Raw genomic sequence first — 26027 nt, 5'->3', positions numbered from 1 at the left:
GAATAAATATTTATACTTTTTATTCAAAAAAGAATATATGGCAGAATCATCCTGCCAGCCTCGGTGCTAGACCTCAAGACGTTGCCAGTGGCGGCGCTGCCAGATCAGGGCGAACCACAGCGAGTTGAGGCAGCGATAGCCGAGCTGCACCCACCAGATGCCGAGCAGCCCCTGATCCAGGGCCACTCCGACCCACCAGGCGAGCGGCAGGAACACCAGCCACTGCAGGGTGAGGGTGGTGGTCATCACGGTGCGGTTGGCACCGGCGCCCAGCAGCGCCTGGCCGAGTACCAGGGCAGCGGCATCGAGCACGATCATGACGGCGGTGAGCTGCAGCGGCACGCGCCCCAGGGCCACCAGGGCGGGGTCGTGGAGGAACAGCCCCAGCACGGCGTCGGGGAACAGCGCCATGGGCAGGGCCAGCGTCGCCAGGCTCAACCAGGCCAGACGCACCACATCCCAGCCCCAGCGGTGAGCGTCGCCGTGGGCCTGGCGTCCCAGCGCCTGGCCGACCAGGCTCATGGCGGCCATGCCCAGGCCGACACCGGGCAAGATCAACAGCAGCGAGAGGTTCACCAGCACGTGGCCCACGGCCACGCTGGCCGTGTCGACCTGGCCGAGGATCCAGAACAGCACGGCATAGCCGGCAGCGAACCACAGCTGCTGGAAGGAGTGCGGCGTGGCAAGACGCAAAGTGGTGACGACGGTGAAGCGCTGCGGCAGGGTGTCGAGAAAGCCGCACCGCCGCGCGTGGCGGGCACTCACCCAGGCCCAGATGGCCAGCCCCGCATAGAGCGACAGGGTAGTCCCGGCACCGGCACCGGCAGCGCCCATGGCCGGCATGCCCAGATAGCCGAAGATCAGCACCAGACTCGCCGCCACGTTGACGACATGCATCATCAGCAGGATGCGCAGATAGATGGCGGTATCCTGGATACCGTTCCAGTAGCCACGAAAGCAGAAAATCATCGCCACTGCAGCGAGCGACACCACCCGCCAACGGAAGTAATCGACCGCCTCGGCCTGCACCGCGGCATCCTGGTTGATCCATGCCAGCAAACCAGGAGCCTGCCACAAGCAGAGCAGGGCGAGGGGAATGGACGACAGTAGCGCAATCAGCAAACCGGCATTGAGCGGCACTGCCAGGCGCGACCAGTCCTCCTCGCCGTGACGCCGGGCCGTCTGTGCCTGCACGCCCGAGGAGAGACCGAACACCAGAGCGGTCACCAGGAACATGGCGTAGCCGCCGATGCCCACGCCGGCCAGCGATGTCTCGCCGAGCGAGCCGACCAGCGCTGCGTCGATCAGATTGATCAGGCTCTGCGACAGCATCCCGGCAACGATCGGTAATGCCAGACGCAGGATTCGCTGGCGGCGCTGCGGATCGAGTCGCAGACGATCCAAGCGTTCGTTCCGGCTCAGCGACATCATGCCGGATCGTAGGAGAGTACCGGAGCGAGCCAGCGTTCGAGTTCTGCGAGCGACATGCCCTTGCGGCTGGCCAGCGCCTCGACTTGTTCGCGAGTGATCTTGCCCGTGGAGAAGTACTTGGATTGCGGATGCGAGAAGTACCAGCCCGATACCGCCGCGGCCGGCCACATGGCGAAGTTCTCGGTGAGTTCGATCCCGGCATTGGCGGTGGCATCGAGCAATCGGAACAAGGCGGGCTTTTCCGTGTGGTCGGGGCAGGCGGGGTAGCCCGGTGCCGGGCGAATGCCCTGATACTTCTCGGCGATCAGGGCATCGTTGTCGAGCGTCTCGTCGGGGACATAACCCCAGAATTCCTTGCGCACCCGCTCGTGCATGCGTTCGGCGAAGGCCTCGGCGAGACGGTCGGTGAGTGCCTGAACGAGGATGGCGTTGTAGTCGTCGCCGGCGGCCTTGTAGCGCTCGGCGAGCCGCTCCACGCCATGCCCGGTGGTCACCGCGAAGCCGCCGATCCAGTCGGGCTTGCCGCTCTCCTTGGGGGCCACGAAATCGGCCAGGCTGTAACAGACGCCGTCGCGGTTCTTGGTGGTCTGCTGGCGGATGTGGTTCAGCCGCTCGACGACCTCGCTGCGCGATTCGTCGGCATACACCTCGATGACGTCGTCGTCGACGCTGTTGGCTGGCCACAGGCCGATGACGCCGCGGGCCTGCACCAGACGCTCGTCGATCAGCTTGCGCAGCATCGCCTGGGCATCGGCGAACAGTTGACGCGCCGCCTCGCCGACCTTGGGGTCGTCGAGAATCCTGGGGTACTTGCCGGCCAGTTGCCAGCTCATGAAGAAGGGCGTCCAGTCGATGCGCTCGACGAGTTCCTCGAGGTCGTAGTCGTCGAACGTCACGAGGCCGGTGATATTCGGACGTGGCGGCGTGTAGCCGGCCCACTCGATGGGCAACTTGCGGCGCCGCGCCTCGGCGTAGCCGAGATCGGCGGCTTTGGGGCGGCGCTTGGCGTTGCGCGCGCGCACCTGCTCGTAGTCGGCGCGGATCTCGGCGACATAGGCGTCCTTGAGGTCCGCCGAGAGCAACTTGCCGGCCACGCCCACGGCACGCGAGGCATCGGCCACGTAGATCACCGGCGAGGCGTAGCCGGGTTCGACCTTGACGGCGGTGTGCGCCTTGGAGGTGGTCGCCCCACCGATCAGCAGCGGGATGGTGAAGCCCTGGCGCTGCATCTCCTTGGCCACGTGCACCATCTCGTCCAACGACGGCGTGATCAGGCCGGAAAGGCCGATGATATCGGCGTTCTCCTCGCGCGCCGTCTGCAGGATCTTCTCCGCCGGCACCATGACGCCGAGGTCGACCACTTCATAGTTGTTGCACTGCAGGACGACGCCGACGATGTTCTTGCCGATATCGTGCACGTCGCCCTTCACCGTGGCCATGACGATCTTGCCCTTGGCCCGCGTGTCCTGATTCCTGGCTTTCTCCGCCTCGATGTAGGGAATCAGGTAGGCCACCGCCTGCTTCATGACGCGGGCCGATTTGACCACCTGGGGCAGGAACATCTTGCCGTCGCCGAACAGGTCGCCGACCACGTTCATCCCGTCCATGAGCGGCCCTTCGATCACTTCGATGGGCCGCTGCGCCCGTTGGCGGGCCAGCTCGGTGTCTTCCTCGATGTAGGCGGTGATGCCCTTGACCAGGGCATGCTCGATACGCTTCTCAACCTCCCAGCTGCGCCACTCCAGGTCTTCCTTCCGGGCGCCGCCCGATCCGTCTCCCTTGTACGTCTCGGCCAGGTCGACCAGGCGTTCGGTGCTGTCGTTGCGGCGGTTGAGCACCACGTCTTCGACGGCCTCGCGCAGTTCTTCGGGGAGGTCGTCGTAAACGGCCAATTGACCGGCGTTGACGATGCCCATGGTCAGTCCGGCACGAATGGCGTGATAGAGGAACACCGAATGGATCGCTTCGCGCACCGGATTGTTGCCGCGAAACGAGAAGGAGACGTTGGAGACGCCGCCCGATACCAGCGCATGAGGCAGGTGCTCGCGGATCCAGCGCGTCGCTTCGATGAAGTCGACGGCGTAATTGTCGTGCTCTTCGATGCCGGTGGCGATGGCGAAGATGTTGGGGTCGAAGATGATGTCTTCCGGGGGAAAATCGAGCTCATCGACCAGGATCCGGTAGGCGCGCTGGCAGATCTCGGTCTTGCGCGCGAAGGTGTCGGCCTGGCCATGCTCGTCGAAGGCCATCACCACCACGGCGGCCCCGAAGCGACGGCAGGCCGTGGCCTGCTCGCGGAAGGCGTCTTCGCCCTCCTTCATCGAGATGGAGTTGACCACCGCCTTGCCCTGAACGCACTTGAGGCCCGCCTCGATGATCTCCCACTTGGAGGAGTCGATCATGATCGGTACCCGGGCGATGTCCGGCTCTCCGGCGATCAGGTTGAGGAAGCGCACCATCGCCTCCTGCGACTCCAGCATGCCCTCGTCCATGTTGACGTCGATGATCTGGGCCCCGTTCTCGACCTGCTCGAGAGCCACCTCCAGCGCCGTGGTGTAGTCTTCCTCGACGATCAATCGCTTGAAGCGCGCCGAACCGGTGACGTTGGTACGCTCGCCCACGTTGACGAACAGCGAGTCGGCGGCGATGTTGAACGGCTCGAGGCCCGACAGGCGACAGGTGCGGGGAATCGTCGGCACCTCGCGGGGCGGCATCCCACGCAGTGCCCGGTGGATGGCGGCGATGTGCTCGGGCGTGCTGCCGCAACAGCCGCCGATGATGTTGACCAGGCCGCTCTCGGCGAATTCGGCGACGATGCCCGCCATCTCCTCGGGCGACTGGTCGTACTCCCCGAACTCGTTGGGCAGGCCGGCGTTGGGGTGCGCGGAGACGAAGGTGTCGGCCTTGGTGGCCAGCTCTTTCAGGTAAGGGCGCAGCTCCTCGGCGCCCAGCGCGCAGTTCAGACCGATGGAAAACGGTTGCGCGTGTCTCACCGAGTTCCAGAAGGCCTCCGTGGTCTGGCCGGAAAGCGTGCGCCCGGAGGCATCGGTGATGGTCCCGGAGATCATCACCGGGAAACGCTCGCCGCGCGTCTCGAAGAGCTCCTCCAGCGCGTAGATCGCCGCCTTGGCATTGAGGGTGTCGAAGATGGTCTCGATCAGGATGAGATCGGCACCGCCTTCGATCAGCGCCTCGGCGGCCTCGTAGTAATTGTCGCGCAGTTGATCGAAAGTGACGTTGCGCTTGGCAGGATCGTTGACGTCGGGCGACAGCGAAGCGGTGCGCGAGGTCGGCCCGAGTACCCCGGCCACGTAGCGCGGCACACCGGTTTCGGCAGCCACGGCATGGCAGACCTCGCGAGCCAGTCGGGCCGCTTCGCGATTGAGCTCGGGCACCAGGTCTTCCATGGCGTAGTCGGCCTGGGAGAGACGCGTACTGTTGAAGGTGTTCGTCTCGATGATGTCCGCGCCCGCCTCGAGATACTCACGATGAATGCGCGTGACCAGGTCGGGGCAGGTGAGAGCCAGCAGATCGTTGTTGCCCTTGAGATCGCAGCTCCAGTCGGCGAAGCGCTCGCCGCGGAATTCCGCCTCGGAGAGCCCGGCGTTCTGAAGCATGGTCCCCATGCCCCCGTCGAGCATCAGGATGCGCTCGCCGAGGCGTTCGGTGAGGGAGGCAGTCAGGGCAGTGGGAACGGCAGCCATGGGTCGGTTCGATCTCCAGCGCAGTATCACGTCGAGGTTGGGCAGGCCGCCCGACACCGGGAGGCGTCTTTATGGACATGGGCGGCACAAATAGGGCCGTATGGTAGCAAATGCGCCGTAGCGAGGGCAGGGCAACGGACAAAGACCGACGAAAACGGTCGGGATTGTCTCTGCCTCGGCTTTTGCTTACCATGACGCAAGACCAATGACGGCTGCCTTTCCCACTGCAGCCAGGCTAGCGAGAATACCATGAGCGAGATCATCGAGATTACCGACAGCGCCCAGGATTACCTCGCCGAACTGCTCGCCAAGCAGAACGTCGAGGGTATTGCCGTGCGCATCTTCATCACCCAGCCGGGCACGCCCTATGCCGAGACCTGCCTGGCCTACTGTCGGCCCGGCGAAGAAGAGCCGACCGACGAGCGGCTGGATCTCGACAAGCTGGCCGTCTACGTCGACAAGCACAGCATTCCTTTCCTCGAGGAAGCCGTGGTCGACTTCAACGCCGACCGCATGGGCGGGCAGCTCACCATCAAGGCGCCCAATGCCAAGATGCCCAAGGTCAACGCCGACAGTCCGCTGGAGGATCGCGTCAACTACATTCTCTACAGCGAGATCAACCCGGGCCTGGCCGCCCACGGCGGTGAGATCAAGTTGATCGAACTGACCGAGAACCAGGTCGCGGTACTCGCCTTCGGCGGCGGCTGTCAGGGCTGTGCGGCGGTCGATCTGACCCTCAAGCAGGGCGTCGAGCGCACGCTGTTGGAGCGCATTCCCGAGTTGGCCGGCATTCGCGATGTCACCGACCATACGGACACGACGAACGCCTACTACCGTTAGGAAGCAATGACTGCCTGCTGCGCGGCGGCGACGGTCGCGACGTGAATCAGCGCTCCCTTTCAGTATCCGAGGATTTTTCGGAAGGCTCCGCAGTCGCGGAGCCTTCGGCGTTTCCGGACTCCGCCGCATCGCCCGTACGGACCGCCGAAACATGCCGCAACCAGCGACCGAGCTGACTTTCCAGCTCACGCAGGCGCTGTGACTGCTGTTCCAGCAGCCTCCGCTGCTCGTCGATTCGCGCCTGCAGCAGTTCCCGCTCGCGCTGGCGATTCGCGGCCTGCTCTTCGGCGCGACGCCTGGCCCAGTCGGTTTCCCGGTGGCGCTTCTCCTCCTCGGAAAGCGTCGCGTTGACCTCCTCGATCTGCTGCTGCAGTGCTTCGAGACGCGTCTCGAGCTGACGTTCGCGGTGGGCTCGCGCCTTCTCCACCGCTTGCCGCTCACGGCGCGCTTCATCGAGCAGCCCCATCAGCCTCGCCTCGGCGCTTTCATGGCGCTGCTCCTCCTGGGCGAGCCGCGCACGGTTCTGCGCTTCTCGCTCCGCCATCGCTTTTCGATGCTCTTTCATTCGCTGTTCGTGCTCGGCCTGCTGTCCCTCGAGCCGCTCGTTCAAGCGGCGCAGGCGCTCCGCCAGCTGGTTCGCTTCCTGCCGCCATTGATCGCGTTCCGCTTCGCGGGTGGCCAGGGCAGCGCTGCGATCTTCCAGCCGTTGCTGGATGTCAGCCAGATGCTGGGCCAGCGCGGCTTCACGCTGTACCGCGTCTTCGGCCTGGCGCTGCGCCTCCTGCACGGCTTCCTGAGCTGCGACCACCTGGCGGTCAGCCTGTTCGCGATACTCTCCCAGCACCTCACCGGCCGCCTCCTGAGCGTGTTGCCACAGCCGCTCGGCGAGCGTCGCCACGCTTTCCGGAATGTCGCGGCCGGGCAGAGAGTCACGCCGCTCCTCTCGGCGGGCCCGCCATTCCCTCAGGTGCTCGCTGATGGTGGTGAAGCTCCCCGTACCCAGTACCTCACGCACCTTCTGTACGCTGGGCGTTTCCCCTTGGGCGAGCAGCGTCTCGATGGCTCGCTCAACGTCCTCGTACTGCACTCCGCTGCGCGCCATGTCGTTCTCCTCGATGGTGCATGTGATTCGGCCTGCGCCCAGGCGGCAAGCTCCGTCCGAGGCCGATGACGGCAGTATATCATATTGCGCGTATTACATAATTACACTATGAAATTTGGAATAAAATCAAGATTACGCGGCTTATCTTGACCATAGACTGCGTAATGCCGACAATCGTTGCGGCAAGTACGAAACATGGAAACCCATTGGACCGAGCGGGGAAGAGCGGATGCCAGACGATGCGGAGAGCAGGTCTTGCGCTGAGCCAATGCCCGCTTCCGGTGAGCGCCCCATTTCGGACCTGCCACGCGCACCAGGAGATGGCGGCCTCGAAAGCGCTGCCGCGCCGGCATCGGACATGCTGCACATCGCTGCGCGCAGCGATGCCGAGGCCGTGGCACGATGGCTTGCCGAGTACCGTGACAGCCCTCGTACGCAGCGTGCCTATCGCCGCGAGGCGGAGCGGTTGCTGTTGTGGCTGGGCGAGCAGGGCAGGGAGCTGGGCAGCCTGCGCCGTGACGATCTCGATGCCTTCGAAGCCTTTCTGGCCGACCCCAGACCCCGGCACCGCTGGGTGGGCCCACCACGACCACGCACCAGCGCCGAATGGCGACCCTTGCGCGGTCCGCTGTCGGCGGCCAGCCGTCGCCAGAGCCTGGTGATCCTGCAGGGGCTGTTCGCCTGGCTCCGCGAAGCCGGCTGGGTCGCTCACAATCCGTTTCGCCTGATGCGCGACAAGCGACGGCGCCTCGACAATCGTGCGCCACGTATCGAACGCTACCTGGAGCGACCGCTCTGGGAGTGGCTGTGGGCCTGGCTGAGCGCGCCGATCGATGAGGATGCCGCAGCGCGAGTGCGCTTCGAACGGTCACGGCGACGCTTCGTGTTCGGTTTTGCTTATCTGCTGGCTCCACGGATCGCCGAAATGAGCGCGGCACGCATGCAAGACTTCCACCGTCGCGAGGGACGCTGGTGGTGGCGGGTCGTGGGGAAGGGCGACAAGGTGGCGGTGATTCCCGTGCCACCGGACATGATGACGCTGCTCCAGGGCTGGCGCAGCGCTCTGGATCTTTCACCGCTACCGTCGCCCGGCGAAGAGGCGCCGCTGCTGCGCACCCTCGACGGCCGACGCGCTCTCGGCGCCAACCGGCTCTATCGACTGATACGCGAGACCTTCTGCGAGGCCGCCACAGCGCTGGAAGCGGAGCAGGGCGGAGAAGCGGCCGAGGCGGTGTCGCGCCTGCGCCGGGCCACACCGCACTGGCTGCGCCATACGGCGCTCACTCATCAGGCCCAGTCCGGCGTGGAGCTGCGTTTCCTGGCGGCTACCGCGCGCCATGCGCGGCTCGACACCACGGCCCGCTACCTGCATGCCGAGGACGAGGAATGGCACCGTCAGCAAGCCGTACATGGCCTCGTCGAAGCCCGGGGTGGAAGGCTATAATGGTCGTAACCCTTTCAAGGAGCCACCATGAGTATCGAAACCACTGCCGAGCAGGCCCAGCAGGAACTGCTCGACGAGTTCGACATGTTCGATAACTGGATGGATCGCTACCAGTACCTCATCGACATGGGCAAACAGTTGCCGGCCTTCCCCGATGAGTGGAAGACCGATGAACGCAAGATTCAGGGCTGTCAGTCGAACGTCTGGATGCATCACAGCCGCGACGGTGAACGGCTTCACTTCGAGGCGATTTCGGATGCTGCCATCGTCTCGGGACTGATCGCCGTTCTGATGCGCATCTACAACGACCGTCCAGCAGCCGAGATCCGTAACACCAGCCCGCATTTCCTCGAGGATCTGGGCCTCGACAAGCACCTGTCACCGACGCGCAGCAACGGTCTGCACAGCATGCTGGCACGCATCTACCAGGTTGCCGAAGAAGAGGCCGCCTGACACCGCGACGGCGCGAACAGGCTGTGCCTCAGTGCGATGCACCATCGCGGTGCCGGAAGTGTTCGTCCAGTTCAGGGTCGGCCCGGCACAGCGCCTCGCTGGGCCCGCCGGGTACCGGATCGATGCCGCCTTCGCAGCCGGGGTGGCAGCGAACGAGGCGTCGCGATGCCAGCCATCCACCCTTGAGTGGACCGTGCACGCGAATCGCCTCCAGTGTGTAATTGGAGCAGCTCGGCCAATAGCGACAGCGGGGACCGAGCAGAGGGCTCAGTGTTACCTGATAGAGTTTGACCAGGGCGACCATCGACCACCCCAGCGCACGCACCAGGCCGCGGACGAGTCCGCTGAGCCAGGCGGACAGGCAGGCCATGACTCAATGCCCCTGACCGTAGAGCGTCTCGGGGTCGACGAGAGGTGCGCTGACCACTTGTGCCTGGTTGCCCTCCAGCGCCACGTAGAAGCAGCTTCGGCGGCCGGTATGGCAGGCAGGACCGGTCTGCTCGACGTGCAGTAGCAGGGTGTCGCCATCGCAGTCGAGACGTGCAGCGCGCAGATGCTGCTGCTGCCCCGACGATTCCCCTTTGCGCCATAGCCGACCGCGCGAGCGCGACCAGTAACAGACGCGCCCGGTGTTCAACGTTTCCTCCAGAGCCTCGCGATTCATCCACGCCATCATCAGCACTTCGCCACTGTCATGCTGCTGGGCGATGGCGGGTATCAGGCCATCGGCGTTGAAACGTACGGCATCGAGGACATCGGCGAGCGGCCGGCTCGTCGCCTGCGCGGCGCGCTCGAGTTGCTTGAATAGATCGGCCATGGGCACTCCCAAAGAGAATCTCAGGCACTGGCAGTGGTCAGCAGGCACGCCTCGCAGCGCCCCAGCAGCTCGATGGTCTGGCGGTCCACGCGAAAACCGAGATCGCGAGCCCGGCGATCGAGCTGGGCATTGACGTCATCGAGGTGCAGCTCTTCGACACGACCGCATTCGCGGCAGATCAGCAGCTGAAAACCATGGGCGTGTTCCGGACAGGGGCAGGCCACGAAGGCATTGAGCGACTCGATACGATGCACGAGTCCTTGGTCGATGAGGAACTCGAGGGCTCGGTAGACCGTGGGCGGGCGAGCGGCGGCATGTTCGGCCGCCAGGCGATCGAGGAGTTCATAGGCCTTGAGCCCACCGCTGGCCGCCGCGATCATTTCGAGCACGCGACGGCGAATGGGCGTGAAGCGTACGCCGTGCCGCTGGCACTGTCGCTCGGCCTGCAGGAGCAGACTGCTGGTATCGGTCATGGCGGGTCCGCTGCGCTGAATACCGCCACCATTCTACGCGCCGGCAGCCATGCCGGCCAGCGGTGAGGCATCTTCCGGCGGCGGCAGCTCGCCACGGCGGGCGAAGTGGCGCTGCGCAAAATCGACGCGTGCTGCCACGTCGAGCCCGTCGGCTTGGCGCTCCACGCTGTCGAGACGTCGACGCAAGCCTTCCCCGTTGGCCATCTGGATAGCGAGGCCGGGGCGAGCATTGAGCTCCAACAGCATCGGCCCTCGATCACGATCGAGTACCATGTCGGTGCCCAGATAACCGAGCCCGGTCATCTCGTAGCAGCTCGCCGCCAGCATCAGCAGACTGCGCCAGTCGGGGATCGCCAGGCTGGCCAGCTCGTGGCCGGTATCGGGATGGTCGTGTCGCGCCCGATCGAACTGCACCCCGCGCAAGGCGCGCCCACTGGCAAGGTCCAGCCCCACGCCGACGGCCCCCTGGTGGAGATTGGCCTTGCCATCGGACGCCGCGGTGGAGAGCCGCATCATGGCCATCACCGGGTAGCCCCGGAACACCACCACCCGAATGTCGGGGACACCCTCGTAGGTATAGGCGGAGAAACGCTCGTCGAAGTTGATCAGCGCCTCGACGACGGCCACGTCAGGCGAGCCACCCAGCGAATAGAGCCCCGAGAGGATGTTGGAGACGTGACGCTCGAGATCCTTCAAGGTGAGCGCGGCTCCGCTGGGCTTGATGAAGCGATCGCCCTCGACGCGCTCGATGACGAGAATGCCCTTGCCGCCGCTACCCTTGGCGGGCTTGATCACGAACCCGGCCACACTGGCCACCATGTTGCCGAGATGCTTGATGCCGAACTGAGTGGTGACGGTGCCGATCAACGCCGGCGTGGTGATGCCATGCCGCTCGGCGAGCAGCTTGGTCTGGAGCTTGTCGTCGACCAGCGGGTAGAGCCGCCGATCGTTGTAGCGCCCGATGTAGCGGATGTTGCGGCGGTTCATGCCAATGATGCCGCGGCTTTTCAGTTGCTTGGGCCAGGCCCACATGGCATCAGTCCTCGGTGACGGGCTTGAAGCGACGCAGCTCGAGCAACCGGTAGCCGGTATAGTTGCCCAGCAACAGAATCAGCGCCATGAGTATCAGCTGAACGCCCAGGAAGTTGAACGTGATGTGACGAATCCAGGGATTGTTCATGGCGAGGTAGGCGAGTACTGCGGTGAGCAGGCTGCCTCCACCCTGGATCAGAACCTCCTTGGGGCCTTCCTCTTCCCACAGTATCGACATCCGTTCGATGGTCCAGGCGAGGATGATCATCGGGAAGAAGGTGATGGTCAGCCCGGCATTGAGCCCCACCCGATACGAGATCACCGAAAAGATCGAGATGATGGCGATCACCGTGATGATCACCGCCGACACTCTCGCCACCAGCAATAGGTTGAGGTAGGAGAGGTAATTGCGGATGACCAGCCCCACGGAGACGACCAACAGAAAGCCCACGATGCCGGTGAGCAGCGATGTCTGTATGAATGCCAGGGCGATCAGTACCGGCATGAAGGTGCCGGATGTCTTGATACCCACGATGACGCGCAGCACCACCACCACCAGAGCCCCGATCGGTATCAGCAGAATCGTCTGAAAGAGCGCCTGTTCTTCGAGGGGCAAGCTGTGGATGGAAAAGTTGAGCAGGGTATCCTCAACGAGCTGGCTACGCACGGCCGAGGCTGCCGGCTGGTTGCGCGAGATCATCGAAAAGTCGACGCGCGAATTGTTGCCGCCCTCGACTTCCAGCACTGCCTGACCGACCGACTCCCAGAGCAGCAGATTGTCCGGCTTGCCTTGCTCGCCGGTGCGCGGGTCGAAGAGGGCCCACTCGTTGTCGTCGAACACCTGAATCCAGGACGTCAGCCGCTGACGCCGTCGGCCATCCTCTAGCATCAACCCGCTGACCTGGCGAGCCCTGACGTCGGCCTGGTTGAGCAGGCGCACGAGCAGAGGAGTGCGGTCGAACTGCGTCAGCAGCAGGCGAGCGTTCTCGCCTTCGCGCTCGTCGGTGAAGTCGCTGATCAACTGACGCGCGAAGGAATAGGCATCGGCACTACGCGACCAGGCACGCTCGATGACCTGGCTGGCGGCCGTATCGTAGGGCGACTCCCAGACGATGTCGTTGCTTTCCGCGGGCGGCTCCACGTCCGCGTGACGCGACGAGGGCGATTCCAGTGCCTGGACGCTGTAATAGAGCTGTTGATCGCCCTCGGCCTCGCGGGTGGTCCACTCCGCACGACGTCCACCTCGCTCTTCGAGGAAGGTCAGGCCATAGCCGGGGGAGGCCGTGTGCTCGGTGAGAATGCGAAAGCCCTGCTGACTGGTGGGCAGCGCCATGTTGACCTTGGCGGGGCCACCGTCGGCGACGAAGTTGACCTCGGCCTGGATCTCCCAAACCTGGCGTTGCTCGCCGGGAGTCCAGGGCACTTCGAACTGGACGTGACGGTGCACCGTCAGGGCAGCGCCAGCGATTACCAGCAAGGCAATGATCAAATAGAAAGAGAGTCGTGACATGAATCTTCCTTGAGCGAGGCAACGGACCAGTCTTCGAGCATCGTCGCTCTTCAAGCATCGTCGCTGGAGGAAGCCTCATCCGACTGTTCCTCGGCGTCGTCGTACTCCGGACGCGGGTGCACGAACTGCTCGGCCACGTCGATCAATGCAATATCCATGAAGAAGCGGCGCCCGAGCAAGACCGGATAGTCGAGATGGGTACGATCGTTCAGGGTGAATTCCACGCGCTCGCTTATCGGTCCCAGCGATGTCATCAGGTTCACCACGGGACGGGATTGCTCACCGGCAGACTGGATGACACGAACGCGGCGTTCGACGGGCGCCTCGATCCACTCGCCGCGCACGCTCTCGATGACCGTATCGCTATCGACCAGGCCGAGCTTGAAGCGAACCCAGTTTTCTCCATCGCGTTCGAACTCGGTGACGTCAACGGCAGAAAGGGAAGAGGTATTGGCGCCCGAATCGATGCGTGCCTTGAGATAGGTACCCACGTCCGGCAACCCGATCCATTCGCTGCGACCCAGCACCACCTTGTCATTGAAGCGATCCGAAACGGCCTGGCAAGCACTCATGACATCGAGGCTCTGACCCGAGTCGTCATCCTGCGCGCTCATGTCGTTGCGCAGCTCGCGAAGCAGGCCGCCTACCTCGCGTACGTCAGCGACCAGCGTCTGCTGCGTGAGCTGCTGTTCCTCGAGCGCCTGCTGAGACACGCTGCAACTGCTGGATAGCGAGGCTTCCAGGCGGTCCATGCGAGCTTCGAATGCTTCGTTGGTCAGCGGTGGCGGCGTCGGTTCGCGGGGAGGCGTCAGGCCACACCCCGCAAGCATCAGGGAGGCCAGCGACATGACGGCGGACGTTCGCAGGAAATGGTGCATGAACAGGGCTTCACGGCGTGGAATGATCCCTGATGATACGGAGTCGCCGCGCCGCTTGTCCAACGCGGCGACGGGGTTCGGTTCGCCAAGCGTCAGTCATCACCACGAAGTGATCGTTGCGGTGTTCGACGCATGGCGTATTTAACATAATATACATTATGCGAACAATTGGGTCGCCCTATGCGTGGCATGGCGCACACCGTTCCTGCGTGGTCGCTATTGACGACAGACGACGACGCCCCGAAGCGTGCCTTCGGGGCGTCGTCGTCATCACTGCCGAGCGAAATCCGTCTCAGATCGGCTTCTTGTCATCCGCTTCGAGTTCTTCGGGCGGTGCGTAGGAGCCATCTTCGCGATGCACCTCCTTGCCGGTGATCGGCGGCGTGAAGACGCACGCCAGATGCATGGTCTTGTGCGCGCGCAACAGGTGCTCGTCATGCTGATCGAGGACATAGATGTCGCCCGGCTTGATCGGCCAGATCTTGCCGTCCGCCAGTGTCTCGACCTCGCCTTCGCCCTCGATGCAATACACCGACTCGAAGTGATGCTTGTAGTGGATATGCGTCTCGGTACCTTCGTAGATCCGCGTGATGTGGAACGAGAACTGGCCGCCGTCATTGGCCAGCACCAGGCGCGTGCTGTCCCAGTTACCGTTCTCGGCCTTGACCAGGCGATCGGTCTGGCGCGCTTCTTCGATATTGCGAACGATCATGGATGAATCCTCGTTGAATCGTTATCGGGCCGGCCGCATCCTCGCGGCCGGCCGATGGACCCATGGCCGACTTCCGGCCACCCTTGCAGACTATCAGCGCAGGGCCGACTTGGCGCTTTCTTCGAGAATGTCCAGCCCCTTGAGCAGGTCTTCGTCGGGGATGGTCAAGGGGCACAGGCACTTCACCACTTCACCGTCCTGGCCGCTGGTCTCGATCACAAGACCGTTCTCGAAGGCCTTGCCGGTGATCTTGTCGGCGATATCGCCGCTGCCCACGTCGATGCCACGCATCAGGCCGCGGCCTCGCTCCGAAGCCTCGATGCCCTGTTCGCGAATCCACGCAGCGATCCGGCCGAAACGCTCGGCGACGATCTCCCCCTTGCGCTGGACCTCCTCGGCAAAACTGTCATCGCGCCAGAAGTGTTCCAGAGCGGCCGCCGCCGTCGTGAACGCCAGCGCGAAACCGCGGAAGGTGCCGTTGTACTGGCCGGGCTTCCAGACATCCAGTTCGGGGCGCATCAGCACCTGGGAGAACGGCAGGCCCAGGCCGGAAAGCGACTTGGAATTGGTGACGATGTCGGGCACCACGCCGGCATGCTCGAAACTGAAGAACTTGCCGGTACGCCCGCAACCCGCCTGAATGTCGTCGACGATCAGCAGGATGTCGTGGGCACGGCAGATGCCTTCCAGGCGCTTGAGCCACTCCAGGCCACAGGCGTTGATCCCCCCTTCGCCCTGTACCGTCTCTACGATGACGCCGGCCGGCACGTCGAGACCGCCGGACTTGTCGCCCAGCAGTTTCTCGAAGTAGTCGAGGGTATCGGTCCCCTCGCCCAGGTAGCCGTCGTAAGGCAGGAAGCTACCGCCTACCGTCGGCACGCCACCGGTGGCCTCGCGGAATTTGCGGTTGCCGGTGGTGGCCAGTGCGCCCATGGTCACGCCGTGGAAGCCATTGGTGAAGGTGACGATGTTGTGGCGACCCTTGGCATTGCGCGCCAGGCGAATGGCCGCTTCGACGGCGTTGGTACCGGTAGGCCCGGGGAACTGCACCTTGTAGTCCAGGCCTCGTGGCTTGAGGATGACCTCCTCGAAGGTTTCCAGATAATGGCGTTTGGCCGCGGTGAAGAAGTCCAGACCGTGAACGATGTTGTCCTCGGCCAGATAGTCCAGCAGGGCCTGCTTGATCTGCGGATTGTTGTGTCCATAGTTCAGGGTACCGGCACCGGCGAGAAAGTCGATGTATTCGCGCCCCGCTTCATCGGTCAACCGGGCATTCTGGGCCTTGGTGAACACGACCGGAAAAGCGCGCGAATAGGTCCGAACGTTGGATTCCATGCGTTCGAGGGTCTGGGTCTGCATCGTGCGACCTCCTTGGGATGGGAATGACATAGCGGGTGACGCGGATGATCATGCATGATCATCCGGGCGTATGTTCGGGCGGGCCTATCAGAGTCGATCGGTCTCGAAAGGACCGATACGCACCAGATTCTCGGGATCGTGCTCGCCGCCGAGCTGGTCCGTAGAGAAGTATTCACGACTGTTGAGCGGTGCCTGCCAGCGATCTGCGAGGCGCCGGAAGAGTCCCCATGAGGCCTGGTTGTCAGGCGTGATGGTGGTCTCCAGGTGATGGACCTCGGACAGCTCGGAGCGTGTCATCACGGCCTCTACCAGGCGGCGAGCGAGTCCGGTGCCGCGGGCTTTCTCACCGACGGCCACCTGCCACAGGAAATAGGTGTCGGGCGCATTGCTCTTCACGTAGCCGGAAACGAAGCCGACGATATCGCCCTCCTCGTCGGTGGCTACCGCACAGGTATCCCGAAACTGGGTGGCCAGCAGCAGGTAAGCGTAGGCGGAATTCACATCCAACGGAGGACAGGACTTGACCAGTTCGTAGATGCCCCAGCCGTCATCGGGATTGGGCTTGCGAATGAACAACGGCGCAGCATCACTGCCGACGACGGCATCCGCCACGCTGGGACGGGCAAGGTCGGCTGAAGGAGTGAAAGGCTGTGGAGTCAGGTTCATGGTTTGGCTTCGCTGTAGCGATGTCGAAAGCATGATAGCAGGGCTTGCCGCCAAATCAAAACGGGCATTATGGCTGATGCATCATTCCATAACGCCAGATTATGTTCGACGCCAATGCGTTGGGCCATGCTTCCTAGTCTAGTCCAGCCGCTCTGGCTTCTCCTGGAGCAACGACGGCGAGACGCCCTATGTCCCGATGTCCCGCCGTCATGCTGCACAGGGATGCACACCGCCGAGAAACGTCAGGTACGGCTCGGTGTACGCAGCGTCACGAACTCCTCCGCCCCGGTGGGATGGATGCCCACGGTGGCATCGAAATCGGCCTTGGTCAGGCCGGCCCGTACGGCGATGGCGATACCCTGTATCACCTCGCCGGCCTCCTCTCCCACCATGTGTGCACCGACCACCACGTCGCTGGCATCGTCGACGATGAGCTTGATCAGACAGCGCTCCTGACTGCCGGAAAGCGTGTGCTTGAGCGGACGGAAGTCGGTACGGTAGACGCGCACGGCACCGCAGCGCTGCCGAGCCGCCTCTTCGGAGAGGCCCACCGTACCGATGTTGGGATGACAGAACACCGCCGTGGCGATGCGCTCGTAGTCGAGGGGCTTCGGCGCAGCGTCACCGAAATGGTGCTGCACCAGTTGCATCGCCTCGGCCAGCGCCACCGGGGTGAGCTCGGGGCCCCCGGTCACGTCGCCCAGAGCAAGGATCGATGGCACCGAGGTCTCGAAACGCTCGTTGACCGACAGATGCCCGCTGTCGGTGAGTTCGATGCCCAGAGCATCCAGGCCGAGCTCCGCCAGATGAGGGCGCCTACCCGTCGCCGCCAATACCGCATCCACTTCGAGGACATCGCCGGAGGTCAAGGTCACCGTCAGGCCCGTCTCGCCCCGGTCGATGCGCTCGATGTTGCTCCCGAAGTGCAACTGCACCCCTTTCTTGGCCATCTCGTCGCGCGCGAACTCGCGCACCTCCCGATCGAAACCGCGCAGAAACAGCTCCCCTCGGTAGATCAGGTGGGTCTCGCTACCCAGACCGTTGAAGATGCTGGCGAACTCCACGGCGATGTAACCGCCGCCCAGCACCAGGAATCGCTCGGGGAACCGCTCCAGATCGAACACCTCGTTGGAGGTCACCACATGCTCGTTGCCCGGGAAATTCGGCACCCAGGGCCACCCGCCCACGGCGACGAGTATCTTCTCGGCGCTCAGCCTTTCCCCCGACACCTCCACGCGATGCGCATCGAGAATGCGCGCCCGCCCATGGATCAGATGCACGCCGGCACTCTCCAGCAGATCGTCGTAGATGCCATTGAGGCGCTTTATCTCGCTGATCTTGTTGTCGCGCAAGGTGGGCCAATCGAACTGCGGCGCGGCGGGCAGCGTCCAGCCGAAGCCGGCGCTGTCGTCGAACGCATCGTGGAAGTGGGCGGCATGCGAGTAAAGCTTCTTGGGCACGCATCCCACGTTGACGCAGGTGCCGCCCAGGTAACGCTCCTCGGCCACCGCGACCCGTGCGCCGCTGGCGGCGGCGGTGCGTGCTGCCCGGACGCCGCCGGAACCGGCGCCGATGACGAAGAGGTCGTAGTCGAAGTCTGACACGGCAGTCTCCTTGCTCCTGGGATGTCGGGCGCCGTCGCGGTCCCGCTCGTTGAGCGTGATGGTACCAGCCATGTCCGGACCGCGGGAGAGCGCGGTTGACGCGGGCACCAGCCGGGGTTACAAGGGCCGGCCTACCGGTCGACAACAGGAACTGCCGAGATGAAACAGGAAATCGCCGCCCTGCTCGACAACAATCGCGCCTGGTCCCAGCGAATGTGCCAGGAGGATCCCGATTTCTTCGCTCGGCTGTCACGACAGCAGAATCCCGACTACCTATGGATCGGCTGCTCCGACAGCCGCGTACCCGCCAATCAGATCATCTCGCTGCCGCCGGGCGAAGTCTTCGTACATCGCAATGTGGCCAACCTCGTCCATCACAACGATCTCAACGCCCTGTCGGTGCTGCAGTACGCCGTGGACGTGCTCGAAGTCCGTCACATCATGGTCGTCGGACATTATGGCTGCGGCGGCGTGCGAGCCGCCGTCGAGGGCGGTGACAACGGCATGGTCGATCTCTGGCTGCATTCGGTTCGTGAACTATACTGCCAACATCGCCATGAGCTGGCCGACCTGCCGCTGGACGATCGGGTGAATCGCATGTGCGAATTCAACGTGCGTTCGCAGGTCATGAACGTGTGCCACAACAAGATCATCCAGCAGGCTTGGCAGCGCGGCCAGCATCTGGCCGTCCACGGCTGGATCTACGGCCTAGACGATGGTCGAATTCGCGACCTCGAATGCAGCGTCACCGACCTGGATCAGGTCGCGACTCTTTACCGCATCGAGCAAGTAACGGCACCGCCGGCACGGTGATCCCCTTCTCCCGACCATCGCCGTTCATGCACCTGGCGCATGGCTCCTCTCGGAATTTCGATTGTTCTGTTCTCGCCCGGATCCCTATGTTAGCGAACGTACCATGAGCGCGACCGACCGGGTCGCGCGCCAACAACAACCCGACAAGGGAATTACACATGACTTTCAAGAAGACCCTGCTAGCCGGCATGATCGGCGCCACCGTGACCGGCGCGACGCTGCTGCCGAGCCTGGCCGCTGCACAGACCACCCTGCGCATGGCCTACGATGCAGACCCGGTATCACTGGACATCCACGAGCAGCTATCGGGCGGCATTCTGCAGCTCTCCCACATGACCCATGATCCCCTGGTGCGCTGGACGAGCGATCTCGACTTCGAGCCGCGCCTGGCCACTGGCTGGGAGCAGGTCGACGACACCACCATGCGCATGACCCTGCGCGAAGGCGTCGAGTTCCACAGCGGCAACGCCTTCACCGCCGACGACGTGGTGTGGACCGTGGAGCGTCTCAAGCGCAGCCCGGACTTCAAGGGCATCTTCACCCCTGTCGAAAGCGTCACTGCCATCGACGAACATACCGTCGAGTTCAAGACCGGCGAACCCTATCCGCTGCTGCTCAACCTGGCCACCTACGTCTTCCCGATGGACAGCGCCTTCTACAGCGGCACCGCCGAGGATGGCGATCCCAAGGACGAGATCGTCAAGAACGGCAACTCCTTCGCCTCGTCCAACCTCTCCGGAACCGGGCCTTTCACCGTGGTCGAGCACCAGAAAGGCACCCGCATGGAGTTCGAGCGTAACCCCGACTACTGGGACGAGGATTCCCCGGGCAACGTCGATCGCATCGTGCACACGCCGATCAGCGAGAACGCCACCCGCGTGGCCGCTCTGCTTTCCGGCGACGTCGACTTCATCGCCCCGGTGCCGCCCAACGACCTGGAGCGGGTACGTGAAAGCGACGATGCCGAGCTCGTCACCATGTCCGGTACCCGCATCATCTTCTTCCACATGGACCAGAACCGCGTCGATGCCTTCCAGGACGAGCGGGTGCGCCAGGCCTTCGCCTACGCCGTGAACCAGGATGCCATCGCCGATCGCCTGATGAAGGGCTTCGCCACGCCGGCGGCGCAGTTCTCTCCCAAAGGCTATGCGGGCCACATCGAGTCTCTCGAGCGCCGCTATGACCTGGAGAAGGCCCAGGAACTGATGGCCGAGGCCGGCTATGCCGATGGCTTCGAGATCACCATGATGGCGCCCAACAACCGCTACGTGAACGACGCCAAGATCGCCCAGGCGGTCGCCACCATGCTGGCGCGCATCAACGTCGACGTCGACCTCAAGACCATGCCCAAGGCGCAGTACTGGGGCGAGTTCGACGACCGTGCCGCCGACATGATGATGATCGGCTGGCACGCCGATACCGAGGACAGCGCCAACTTCCACGAGTACCTGACCGCCTGCCCGGATGCAGACACGGGGGCCGGCCAATACAACGCCGGCAACTACTGCAACCCGGAACTCGACAAGCTGGTCTCCGAGGCCAACGTCGAGGTCGATCTCGAACAGCGCGCCGAGATGCTTCAGCAGGTCGAGCAGACCCTCTACGACGAGGCTGCCTTCGTGCCGCTGCACTGGCAGGATCTGGCCTGGGCCTCCGCCCCCAACGTCGACATCGAACCGGTGCTCAACGTGATGAACTTCCCCTACCTCGGGGATCTGGTCATCGAGGAAGAGTGATCCATTCCGCCGGCCACCCGGCCGGCAACCCATGAACCTGACCCGGTGACACGCCCCGCAGGGGCGTGTCGCCTTGCGTTGCCAACAGGACGCCACCCATGATCGCCTTTCTGGTCAAGCGCATCTTTCATGCGCTGCTGGTGATGTTCGTCATCAGCCTCATCGCCTTTTCGATACAGGACAACCTGGGCGACCCCATCCAGCAGATGGTCGGCCAGTCGGTGCCCGAGAGCGAGCGAGAAGCCCTGCGCGAAGAACTGGGCCTCAACGATCCCTTCCTGGTGCAGTACCTGCGTTTTGCCAAGAATGCCGCCCGGTTCGATTTCGGCTACTCCTACAATTTCAACCAGCCCACCACCGAGGTGATTGCCAGGCACCTGCCAGCGACGCTGGAGCTGGTGGCAGCGGCCACCTTTCTGATCATCGCGCTGTCGGTGCCCATCGGCGTGTATAGCGCCATCAAACCGAGGGCCTGGCTGTCGCGCTTCTTCATGGGCGTCTCCATCGTCGGCATCTCGATTCCGGTGTTTCTGACCGCCATCGTGCTGATCCAGCTGTTCGCCATCGGCGTGAGCTGGACGCCCTTCCCCACCGATACCGCCTGGGGAAACTGGCTCAACGACCTGGTCACCACCGAAGGCGGCATGCCGGCCTACGGTCGCGGCGATCCGGTCCACGTCTTCGGCACCTGGTATACCAACTTCGCCTCACCCCGAGGCCTGCTCTACCTGGTGCTGCCGGCCATCTCGCTGGCCTCGATCATGCTGCCTCTGTTCATTCGCCTGATCCGTGCCGAGATGCTGGAAGTGCTGCAATCGGAGTACGTCAAGTTCGCCCGCGCCAAGGGCATCCGTCTGCGCCGCATCTACTTCCTGCACGCGCTCAAGAACACCATGCTACCGGTGATCACCGTGGGCGGGGTGCAGATCGGGACCCTGGTCGCCTACACCATCCTCACTGAGACGGTCTTTCAGTGGCCGGGGATGGGGCTGATGTTCCTCGACGCCATCGAGCGCTCAGACATCCCGCTGATCGTCACCTATCTGATGATCGTGGGGCTGATCTTCGTGATCACCAACACCCTGGTCGACCTCATCTATGGCCTGGTCAATCCCACCGTCAAGCTGACAGGGAAACCCGCATGAGCACTTTGAACTCCGCCATCGAGAGCTCCCCCGCCACGAGTCGCTGGCAGCGCTTTCGCGACTCCTATCTCCTCTACAGCTTCAAGCGCGACCTGGTCGCCCAGCTGAGCCTGATCGTGTTCATTGCCCTGGTGGCCTGCGCCGTCCTGGCGCCCTGGCTGGCGCCGATGAACCCCTATGACCTGGCACAGATCGACATTCTCGCCTCGGAACTTCCGCCCTTCTGGATTCCCGGCAGCGAGGAGGCCTACGTCCTCGGTACGGACGCCCAGGGTCGCGACCTGCTATCCACCATTCTCTACGGCGCGCGGGTATCGCTGATCATCGGTTTCGGCGCCGTGGCCCTGCAGGCGATCCTGGGGATCTGCTTCGGGCTGCTGGCCGGCTACCTGGGCGGTCGCATCGATGCCTTCCTGATGCGCCTGGCCGACATCCAACTCTCCTTTTCCACCCTGATGGTGGCCATCGTGGTTGGCGCTGTGGTCAAGGCGATCTTCGGCAGTGCCACCTTCAGCGCCTATGCCGTGCCGCTTCTGGTGCTGATCATCGGTCTCGCCGAATGGCCGCAGTACGCGCGCACGGTGCGTGCTTCGGTGCTCGCCGAGAAAGGCAAGGAGTACGTCGATGCCGCCCGCACCATGGGCCTCTCAAGCCGACGCATCATGTTTCGACACATCCTGCCCAACACCCTGTCGCCGATCTTCGTCATCTCCACGGTGCAAGTGGCCAACGCCATCATCTCCGAGGCGGCACTTTCCTTCCTGGGACTGGGCATGCCAGAGACGCACCCGTCGCTGGGTTCGCTGATCAAGTCGGGCTTCGACTACCTTCAGTCCGGCTCCTGGTGGATCACGCTGCTTCCCGGTGCCGTGCTGGTGGTGCTGGTGCTGGTGATCAACCTGCTCGGCGACTGGCTGCGCGACGTGCTCAACCCGCGCCTCTACAAGGGCTGACAACGCTTCCGGAGATCCCATGTCACTTCTCGAAGTCAACAACCTGGACGTGCGTTTCGCCCTGCGTCGCGGCGACGTCAAGGCGCTGCGCGATGTCTGCTTCACCCTCGATCGCGGTGAACGATTGGGCATCGTGGGCGAATCCGGCGCCGGCAAGTCGGTGGCCGCTTTCAGCTTGCTCAATCTGATCGCCAAACCCGGCTACATCGCCGGCGGCAGCGTTCGCTTCGACGGCCAGGAGCTCACCGGCATGAGCGACCGGGCGCTGCGTCGAATTCGCGGCCATCGCATCTCGATGATCTTCCAGGATCCGATGATGACCCTCAACCCGGTGCTCACCATCGGCGAGCAAATGATCGAGTGTCTCAAGGCGCACCGCCGCATCGCCAGCCGCGAGGCGCGCGCCATCGCCCTGCGCAAGCTCCAGCAGGTACAGATCCCTTCACCCGAGGCGCGTCTCGATCAATACCCGCACGAGCTTTCGGGCGGCATGCGGCAACGGGTGATCATCGCCATCGCCCTGCTGCTCGACCCGGACATCATCATCGCCGACGAGCCGACCACAGCACTGGACGTGACCATCCAAGCCGAGATCATGGCGCTGCTGCTGGAGCTGTGTGAGAAGCACAACGTCGGCCTGATCCTGATCACGCACGATCTCGGCGTCGTCAGCCAGGTGACCCAGCGGATGCTGGTGATGTATGCCGGCCGGGTGATCGAGCAGGGTCCGACCCGCGAGATCATCAACGCCCCCCAGCATCCCTACACCCAGGGGCTGATGAACGCCCTGCCGCAGATGGCCACTCCAGGCGAACGGCTCAACCAGATTCCCGGCAGCATGCCATCGCTGGACAACCTGCCCAGTGGCTGCGCCTTCCACCCGCGCTGCAGTTTTACCCAGCGAGCCGACGGCAGCGAACGTTCCGCCTGCCATTCACAGGTACCCGAGTTCGTTACCTCGGGCAACTGCCGGGTGGCCTGCCACATGGTGACCGAAATGCTCGAGCGCGAACGCATCCCGGCGGAGGAGACAACACGATGACAGCCACGATGACCGCTCCCGCTGGCGAGACGGCGGCTCCTGACACCACCCGGCCGCTGTTGGAAATTCGCGGCCTCGAGAAGCGCTTCTCGCTCTCCGGCGACTTTCTCGAGCAGTTGAAGTTCAAAGGCGGCAAGCTGATCCGCGAACAGAAGCGCGTGCATGCCATCAACGGCGTCGACCTGGAGATCCAGCGCGGCGAGGCACTGTGCGTGGTCGGCGAATCGGGCTGTGGCAAGTCCACCGTGGCGCGCACGGTGATGGGGCTGCTGCATCCCTCGGCTGGCGAGATCCGCTATGACGGCCAACGCATCGACGACCTCTCCACCCAGGCGCTGATGCCCTACCGTCGGCGCATGCAGATGATCTTCCAGAACCCCTACGCCTCGCTCAATCCCCGCATGACCATCCAGCAGACTCTGGAGGAGCCGATTCGTCTCCACCATCCGGATTGGCCCCGCCAGAAAGTCGCCGACAAGGTCGCCGAGGTGATGGCCTCGGTCGGCATCGCGCAGGACTGGGGCAAGCGCTACGGGCACGAGTTCTCCGGCGGCCAGCGACAGCGCATTGCCATCGCCCGGGCGTTGGCCGTGGATCCGGAGTTCATCGTCGCCGACGAACCCATCTCGGCACTCGACGTCTCCATCCAGGCGCAGGTCCTCAACCTGCTGATGGATGCCCAACAGCAGCACAATCTGACCTACCTGTTCATCACCCACGATCTGGCCGTGGTTGAGCACTTCGGCACCCGGGTGGCCGTGATGTACCTGGGACGGGTGTGCGAGGTCGCCCCTACGGCCACGCTGTTCGCCACGCCGCGCCACCCCTACACCCGCGCGCTGATCTCGGCGATTCCGCGCCTCGAGGACGACCGCCCGCAGCACATTCGCCTGGAGGGAGAAGTGCCGACGCCGGTCGACCTTCCCTCGGGATGCGTCTTCCACGCTCGCTGCCCGCACGCCGATGCGCGCTGCCGCGAGGAGGTGCCGGCGCTGATCGCCAGCGATGGAGGCGCCCAGGTCGCGTGTCATGCCGTAGAAGAAGGCCGGCTCGACTGAAGCCGGCCTCACTCTGGCATAATGGCGGGTTTGGGCCCCGCCTGCACTGGGAGGCGACATGGAACTACGCTGGCTGGAAGACTTCATTGCCCTGGCCCACACCCGCCATTTCTCGCGGGCCGCCGAGCAGCAGAACGTCACCCAGCCGACCTTTTCACGGCGCATCAAGCTGCTCGAGGAGGAGATGGGGACCACCCTGGTCAACCGTCAGACGCTGCCGCTGTCGTTGACACCGGCCGGCGAGGAATTCCTCAGCTTGTGCCATGACGTTTCCCGGCGCGTCACCGAGGGGCGCCGGCGCCTGACCCAGCTCGCCGAAAGGCAGTCGGGACAGCTGCGCCTGGCGGCGCCGCAAAGCCTGCTGATCCACTTCATGCCGCAGTGGCTCGGCCAGTGGAGCACACCGCCTCCGGTCGCCCCCTATCTGCGCGCCACCGGCTGGCTGGTGGACGACTACTTTCGGGCACTGGCCCGTGAGGAGTGCGATCTGGTGCTGTGCTACTGGACACCCATGCCCTGTGGCATCGAGCCCGACACCGAAGGCTTCGAAGCCCGGCACCTCGACCGCGAGCGGTTGATCCCGGTCTCGCTGCCGGAAGCGGACGGCCGTCCCCGGTTCTCTCTCGACGGCGCCTCGCGCCTGCCGCTGATCGCCTATCATCCCCGCGGACTGATCGATGCTGCGATTCGCGCTCACCTGGCCCGCCTCGGTGAAGCCCCGGAATTCAGCATCCTCAACGAAAGCATCCAGAGCGGTAACATTCGCGAACTGGTGGCGCTGGGCTACGGTCTCGGCTGGCTGCCCGAGCGCAGCGTGCGTGACGCGCTTGCCGCCGGTTCGCTGGTGCCCGCCGGCGGTACACGCTGGCAGGTTCCACTGGAGATTCGCCTCTATCGTCGCGCCGACGACGACCGGCCGGCCGTGACGACGTTCTGGGACGCCCTGTCGACGGCCCCGCCCTAGATACCATCTCTCCTAACCGGCCACAAACATTCCATCAGGCGGTTTGTGGCCGATATTCGGTCTGGGTCTTGAGGACACCGTAAGCGATGTGGATCAGCTTCCGCATCGCCGCCCCCAAGGCCGCCATTTTGCTCTTGCCGTTTGTTATAAGCCGCTGGTATAGCGCCGAGATATCCGGATTTCGCCTCAGCCCGACGACGGCTGCCATGTACAGGCTCTGACGCAGTTTCGGATTGCCGGCTTTCGACAAGCGGGGACGTCCCCGTACGGAGCTACCCGATTCCCAACTGA

Annotated in this window: 24 protein-coding genes; 10 read left to right on the top strand and 14 right to left on the bottom strand. The window is 64.0% G+C overall.

Features of this window, described 5'->3' with window-relative positions; genetic code table 11:
• Positions 1 to 66: 66 nt before the first annotated feature.
• Both BLP96_RS10680 and metH read right to left on the bottom strand, forming a co-directional pair.
• Complete coding sequence (locus tag BLP96_RS10680) at positions 67 to 1431, bottom strand: MATE family efflux transporter (protein WP_422666817.1); 1365 nt, start codon at positions 1429 to 1431, stop codon at positions 67 to 69.
• Positions 1428 to 5135, bottom strand: coding sequence for a methionine synthase (metH, locus tag BLP96_RS10675; protein WP_089685969.1), 3708 nt, complete (start codon positions 5133 to 5135; stop codon positions 1428 to 1430). The genes BLP96_RS10680 and metH overlap by 4 nt, the downstream gene beginning before the upstream one ends.
• A 249-nt stretch (positions 5136 to 5384) precedes the next feature.
• Here metH and nfuA point away from each other — a divergent pair, with 249 nt between their 5' ends.
• Positions 5385 to 5975, top strand: coding sequence for a Fe-S biogenesis protein NfuA (gene nfuA / locus BLP96_RS10670; RefSeq protein WP_089685967.1), 591 nt, complete (start codon positions 5385 to 5387; stop codon positions 5973 to 5975).
• 46 nt (positions 5976 to 6021) lie between these two features.
• Here nfuA and BLP96_RS10665 read toward each other — a convergent pair whose 3' ends face one another.
• Positions 6022 to 7077, bottom strand: coding sequence for a DNA-binding protein (locus BLP96_RS10665; RefSeq protein WP_089685965.1), 1056 nt, complete (start codon positions 7075 to 7077; stop codon positions 6022 to 6024).
• A gap of 358 nt (positions 7078 to 7435) precedes the next feature.
• Between BLP96_RS10665 and BLP96_RS10660 the strand changes: the two genes are divergently transcribed.
• Entirely contained in the window at positions 7436 to 8521 is a 1086-nt protein-coding gene (locus BLP96_RS10660) for a tyrosine-type recombinase/integrase (protein ID WP_245682228.1), read from the top strand.
• 27 nt (positions 8522 to 8548) lie between these two features.
• On the top strand, positions 8549 to 8974 hold the full coding sequence (locus tag BLP96_RS10655; RefSeq protein WP_089685960.1) for a SufE family protein: 426 nt from the start codon (positions 8549 to 8551) through the stop codon (positions 8972 to 8974).
• Between the two features lie 28 nt (positions 8975 to 9002).
• Here BLP96_RS10655 and yidD read toward each other — a convergent pair whose 3' ends face one another.
• From yidD to gorA, 10 genes are all read right to left on the bottom strand, one after another.
• Positions 9003 to 9344, bottom strand: a complete 342-nt coding sequence (gene yidD, locus BLP96_RS10650; protein ID WP_089685958.1) for a membrane protein insertion efficiency factor YidD — start codon at positions 9342 to 9344, stop codon at positions 9003 to 9005.
• 3 nt (positions 9345 to 9347) lie between these two features.
• Positions 9348 to 9791 carry a phosphoribosyl-AMP cyclohydrolase gene (gene hisI, locus BLP96_RS10645; protein WP_089685956.1) on the bottom strand — a complete coding sequence of 148 codons (444 nt, stop codon included), beginning with the start codon at positions 9789 to 9791 and terminating at the stop codon, positions 9348 to 9350.
• Between the two features lie 20 nt (positions 9792 to 9811).
• Positions 9812 to 10264, bottom strand: coding sequence for a Fur family transcriptional regulator (locus BLP96_RS10640; RefSeq protein ID WP_089685954.1), 453 nt, complete (start codon positions 10262 to 10264; stop codon positions 9812 to 9814).
• 33 nt (positions 10265 to 10297) lie between these two features.
• A complete protein-coding gene (locus tag BLP96_RS10635; protein ID WP_089685951.1) occupies positions 10298 to 11296 on the bottom strand; it encodes an alpha-L-glutamate ligase-like protein in 999 nt (332 codons plus the stop codon).
• 4 nt (positions 11297 to 11300) lie between these two features.
• The gene (locus tag BLP96_RS10630) at positions 11301 to 12806 is read right to left on the bottom strand and encodes an inactive transglutaminase family protein (RefSeq protein WP_089685950.1); all 1506 of its coding nucleotides are present in this window, start codon (positions 12804 to 12806) and stop codon (positions 11301 to 11303) included.
• Positions 12807 to 12856: 50 nt separating this feature from the next.
• On the bottom strand, positions 12857 to 13684 hold the full coding sequence (locus BLP96_RS10625) for an ATP-dependent zinc protease family protein (protein WP_245682227.1): 828 nt from the start codon (positions 13682 to 13684) through the stop codon (positions 12857 to 12859).
• 292 nt (positions 13685 to 13976) lie between these two features.
• On the bottom strand, positions 13977 to 14396 hold the full coding sequence (locus tag BLP96_RS10620) for an ectoine synthase (RefSeq protein WP_089685947.1): 420 nt from the start codon (positions 14394 to 14396) through the stop codon (positions 13977 to 13979).
• 93 nt (positions 14397 to 14489) lie between these two features.
• Positions 14490 to 15755 (bottom strand): diaminobutyrate--2-oxoglutarate transaminase, encoded by a 1266-nt coding sequence (ectB, locus tag BLP96_RS10615; RefSeq protein WP_089685945.1) that lies wholly within the window; start codon positions 15753 to 15755, stop codon positions 14490 to 14492.
• Between the two features lie 87 nt (positions 15756 to 15842).
• Positions 15843 to 16421, bottom strand: a complete 579-nt coding sequence (ectA, locus tag BLP96_RS10610) for a diaminobutyrate acetyltransferase (RefSeq protein WP_089685943.1) — start codon at positions 16419 to 16421, stop codon at positions 15843 to 15845.
• A gap of 242 nt (positions 16422 to 16663) precedes the next feature.
• Complete coding sequence (gene gorA / locus BLP96_RS10605) at positions 16664 to 18025, bottom strand: glutathione-disulfide reductase (RefSeq protein ID WP_245682226.1); 1362 nt, start codon at positions 18023 to 18025, stop codon at positions 16664 to 16666.
• Between the two features lie 159 nt (positions 18026 to 18184).
• Here gorA and can point away from each other — a divergent pair, with 159 nt between their 5' ends.
• From can to BLP96_RS10570, 7 genes are all read left to right on the top strand, one after another.
• Entirely contained in the window at positions 18185 to 18838 is a 654-nt protein-coding gene (can, locus tag BLP96_RS10600) for a carbonate dehydratase (RefSeq protein ID WP_089685939.1), read from the top strand.
• 158 nt (positions 18839 to 18996) lie between these two features.
• Positions 18997 to 20574, top strand: a complete 1578-nt coding sequence (locus tag BLP96_RS10595; protein ID WP_089685937.1) for an ABC transporter substrate-binding protein — start codon at positions 18997 to 18999, stop codon at positions 20572 to 20574.
• Between the two features lie 98 nt (positions 20575 to 20672).
• Positions 20673 to 21719, top strand: coding sequence for an ABC transporter permease (locus BLP96_RS10590; protein WP_089685936.1), 1047 nt, complete (start codon positions 20673 to 20675; stop codon positions 21717 to 21719).
• Positions 21716 to 22672, top strand: coding sequence for an ABC transporter permease (locus tag BLP96_RS10585; RefSeq protein ID WP_089685934.1), 957 nt, complete (start codon positions 21716 to 21718; stop codon positions 22670 to 22672). The genes BLP96_RS10590 and BLP96_RS10585 overlap by 4 nt, the downstream gene beginning before the upstream one ends.
• A gap of 19 nt (positions 22673 to 22691) precedes the next feature.
• Positions 22692 to 23714 carry an ABC transporter ATP-binding protein gene (locus BLP96_RS10580; RefSeq protein ID WP_089685931.1) on the top strand — a complete coding sequence of 341 codons (1023 nt, stop codon included), beginning with the start codon at positions 22692 to 22694 and terminating at the stop codon, positions 23712 to 23714.
• The gene (locus BLP96_RS10575) at positions 23711 to 24772 is read left to right on the top strand and encodes an ABC transporter ATP-binding protein (protein WP_089685929.1); all 1062 of its coding nucleotides are present in this window, start codon (positions 23711 to 23713) and stop codon (positions 24770 to 24772) included. Before BLP96_RS10580 ends, BLP96_RS10575 begins: the two co-directional genes overlap by 4 nt.
• 58 nt (positions 24773 to 24830) lie before the next feature.
• Entirely contained in the window at positions 24831 to 25736 is a 906-nt protein-coding gene (locus BLP96_RS10570; protein ID WP_089685927.1) for a LysR family transcriptional regulator, read from the top strand.
• 34 nt (positions 25737 to 25770) lie between these two features.
• Here BLP96_RS10570 and BLP96_RS10565 read toward each other — a convergent pair.
• Positions 25771 to 26027, bottom strand: a 257-nt coding sequence (locus BLP96_RS10565; protein ID WP_143005097.1) for a transposase, incomplete at its 5' end; no start/stop codon positions are given.

It is taken from the genome of Billgrantia gudaonensis, assembly GCF_900100195.1.
Classification (GTDB): Bacteria; Pseudomonadota; Gammaproteobacteria; order Pseudomonadales; family Halomonadaceae; genus Halomonas; species Halomonas gudaonensis.
The sequence above is the reverse complement of the archived record's forward strand: the minus strand, read 5'-3'. Positions and strand labels throughout refer to the sequence as shown.

Excerpts from the sequence above, each read along its gene's own strand:
- BLP96_RS10680 (WP_422666817.1), bottom strand. The coding sequence starts at position 1,431 with ATGATGTCGCTGAGCCGGAACGAACGCTTGGATCGTCTGCGACTCGAT.
- metH (WP_089685969.1), bottom strand. The coding sequence starts at position 5,135 with ATGGCTGCCGTTCCCACTGCCCTGACTGCCTCCCTCACCGAACGCCTC.
- nfuA (WP_089685967.1), top strand. The coding sequence starts at position 5,385 with ATGAGCGAGATCATCGAGATTACCGACAGCGCCCAGGATTACCTCGCC.
- BLP96_RS10665 (WP_089685965.1), bottom strand. The coding sequence starts at position 7,077 with ATGGCGCGCAGCGGAGTGCAGTACGAGGACGTTGAGCGAGCCATCGAG.
- BLP96_RS10660 (WP_245682228.1), top strand. The coding sequence starts at position 7,436 with ATGCTGCACATCGCTGCGCGCAGCGATGCCGAGGCCGTGGCACGATGG.
- BLP96_RS10655 (WP_089685960.1), top strand. The coding sequence starts at position 8,549 with ATGAGTATCGAAACCACTGCCGAGCAGGCCCAGCAGGAACTGCTCGAC.
- yidD (WP_089685958.1), bottom strand. The coding sequence starts at position 9,344 with ATGGCCTGCCTGTCCGCCTGGCTCAGCGGACTCGTCCGCGGCCTGGTG.
- hisI (WP_089685956.1), bottom strand. The coding sequence starts at position 9,791 with ATGGCCGATCTATTCAAGCAACTCGAGCGCGCCGCGCAGGCGACGAGC.
- BLP96_RS10640 (WP_089685954.1), bottom strand. The coding sequence starts at position 10,264 with ATGACCGATACCAGCAGTCTGCTCCTGCAGGCCGAGCGACAGTGCCAG.
- BLP96_RS10635 (WP_089685951.1), bottom strand. The coding sequence starts at position 11,296 with ATGTGGGCCTGGCCCAAGCAACTGAAAAGCCGCGGCATCATTGGCATG.
- BLP96_RS10630 (WP_089685950.1), bottom strand. The coding sequence starts at position 12,806 with ATGTCACGACTCTCTTTCTATTTGATCATTGCCTTGCTGGTAATCGCT.
- BLP96_RS10625 (WP_245682227.1), bottom strand. The coding sequence starts at position 13,684 with ATGCACCATTTCCTGCGAACGTCCGCCGTCATGTCGCTGGCCTCCCTG.
- BLP96_RS10620 (WP_089685947.1), bottom strand. The coding sequence starts at position 14,396 with ATGATCGTTCGCAATATCGAAGAAGCGCGCCAGACCGATCGCCTGGTC.
- ectB (WP_089685945.1), bottom strand. The coding sequence starts at position 15,755 with ATGCAGACCCAGACCCTCGAACGCATGGAATCCAACGTTCGGACCTAT.
- ectA (WP_089685943.1), bottom strand. The coding sequence starts at position 16,421 with ATGAACCTGACTCCACAGCCTTTCACTCCTTCAGCCGACCTTGCCCGT.
- can (WP_089685939.1), top strand. The coding sequence starts at position 18,185 with ATGAAACAGGAAATCGCCGCCCTGCTCGACAACAATCGCGCCTGGTCC.
- BLP96_RS10595 (WP_089685937.1), top strand. The coding sequence starts at position 18,997 with ATGACTTTCAAGAAGACCCTGCTAGCCGGCATGATCGGCGCCACCGTG.
- BLP96_RS10590 (WP_089685936.1), top strand. The coding sequence starts at position 20,673 with ATGATCGCCTTTCTGGTCAAGCGCATCTTTCATGCGCTGCTGGTGATG.
- BLP96_RS10585 (WP_089685934.1), top strand. The coding sequence starts at position 21,716 with ATGAGCACTTTGAACTCCGCCATCGAGAGCTCCCCCGCCACGAGTCGC.
- BLP96_RS10580 (WP_089685931.1), top strand. The coding sequence starts at position 22,692 with ATGTCACTTCTCGAAGTCAACAACCTGGACGTGCGTTTCGCCCTGCGT.
- BLP96_RS10575 (WP_089685929.1), top strand. The coding sequence starts at position 23,711 with ATGACAGCCACGATGACCGCTCCCGCTGGCGAGACGGCGGCTCCTGAC.
- BLP96_RS10570 (WP_089685927.1), top strand. The coding sequence starts at position 24,831 with ATGGAACTACGCTGGCTGGAAGACTTCATTGCCCTGGCCCACACCCGC.